Annotated in this window: 1 protein-coding gene and 1 pseudogene; one reads left to right on the top strand and one right to left on the bottom strand. The window is 64.1% G+C overall.

Going from position 1 to position 1,633, the window contains the following annotated elements; translation table 11 throughout:
- Positions 1-1,055 (top strand): annotated as a pseudogene (locus LCH29_RS44000) (IS630 family transposase); the annotation flags it as partial.
- A gap of 19 nt (positions 1,056-1,074) precedes the next feature.
- Here the strand turns inward: LCH29_RS44000 and LCH29_RS43995 are convergent.
- The gene (locus tag LCH29_RS43995; protein ID WP_446467296.1) at positions 1,075-1,407 is read right to left on the bottom strand and encodes a phage integrase N-terminal SAM-like domain-containing protein; all 333 of its coding nucleotides are present in this window, start codon (positions 1,405-1,407) and stop codon (positions 1,075-1,077) included.
- Positions 1,408-1,633 lie beyond the last annotated feature (226 nt).

The following is a 1,633-nucleotide window of genomic DNA, read 5'->3' as shown; positions in this document are numbered from 1 at the left end:
CGGGCCCAGCTGACCCGGTGGGCCCGGCGAGCGAAGAGCGCTCAGTATCTCGCGTTGCGCGCGAGGATCGTNCTGCGGTGTGCGGAGGGCGGGACGAACAGGCAGGCCGCTGCGGATCTGGGGGTTGACGCGTCGACCGTGGATCGCTGGCGTGCTCGTTTCGTCTCCAAACGCCTCGACGGCCTGNATGACGAGCCCCGGCCGGGGCGGCCACCCTCGATCCTCCTCGACCAGGTCGAGGAGGTGGTCGTGGCGACGCTGGAGTCCACGCCGGGTAAGGACACGCACTGGTCGCGGGCCTCGATGGCGGCCCGTACCGGGCTGTCGAAGTCCACCATCGGGCGGATCTGGAAGAGATTCGATCTCAAGCCTCATCTGCAGGATTCNTTCAAGCTCTCGACTGATCCGCAGTTCATCGAGAAGGTCGTCGATGTCGTGGGTCTGTACCACAACCCGCCGGAGAAGGCGGTGGTGCTGTGCGTGGACGAGAAGAGCCAGATCCAGGCGCTGGACCNCTCCCAGCCGGTACTGCCGATGATGCCGGGCATGCCCGAACGCCGCACCCACGACTACCTGNGGCACGGCATCACCAGCCTGTTCGCCGCGTTCAACATCGCCGACGGCACCGTCATCAGTGAACTCCACCGCCGCCACCGGGCGATTGAGTTCAAGAAGTTCCTGGTCACCATAGACAAGGCTGTGCCGAGCGGACTCGAGGTCCACCTGGTCTGTGACAACTACGCCACACACAACACCGCCGAGATCAAAACCTGGTTGGGCAAGCACCCTCGCTTCCACGTCCACTTCACCCCGACCGGCTCCTCCTGGATCAACCAGGTCGAGCGATGGTTCGGTCTGCTGACCGAAAAACTCGTCCGCCGCGGCGTACACACCTCGGTGAAAGCCCTGGAGGACGACATCCGGGCCTGGATCGAGACCTGGAACGAGGACCCGAAACCCTTCACCTGGACCAAGACCGCCGACAGATCCTCAACTCCCTCGCCGACTACCTCGCCAGAATCGCCCCCTCCACTGAAAACAAGCAGCAGACTTAGCCTCGAAATTTCTGGCGCATCACACTAGCATCAGCCACTTGAAGAACTGCTGCAGTCCCTTGTGCTTGTTCAGCGCGGTCGACGCCGACCGCGTCTCGATCATCCAGCCCTGGAACGCCTCGACATGCGCGCGGGTGACCTCGGTGGGGTCCTCGGCCGCGTCCTCCGTCTCGAGGTCGGGCGTGGCGTTCTCGTTCAGGTAGCGGGCGAGCTGAGCGGCGGCGAGGAGGTAGTTGTAGCGGGTGGTCTCCGGGTAGTTGCCCGCACGCAGGGAGCGGTCCCAGTCGCGCAGGAAGCCCTCCCAGGTCTTGGAGACCCCTGTGGTGATCTTGTCCAGGTCCAGAAGCGGCATGGAGAAAAGCCTCCGAGTCAAGGTGTCGGTGAGCGGCGTGCTCGACCTCGACGCGGGGAACGGGAGCGCGAAAAGAGGGCCTCCACAGGTGTTGACCTGCAAAGACCCTCTGCACCGTCGGGACGATAGTGTGCTCGCTCAGGACATCGGAATGGGGTGTCTCAAGACATCGGCATGACCTCGGGGGCAGGGTCTGGCGATGTCGAAGAGGCGTCTGGTGATCACT

The organism is Streptomyces sp. BRA346, from assembly GCF_052851135.1.
The sequence above is the reverse complement of the archived record's forward strand: the minus strand, read 5'-3'. Positions and strand labels throughout refer to the sequence as shown.

What these genes read in the sequence shown, in the direction of transcription:
- LCH29_RS43995 (WP_446467296.1), bottom strand. Translation starts at nt 1,407, where the DNA reads ATGCCGCTTCTGGACCTGGACAAGATCACCACAGGGGTCTCCAAGACC.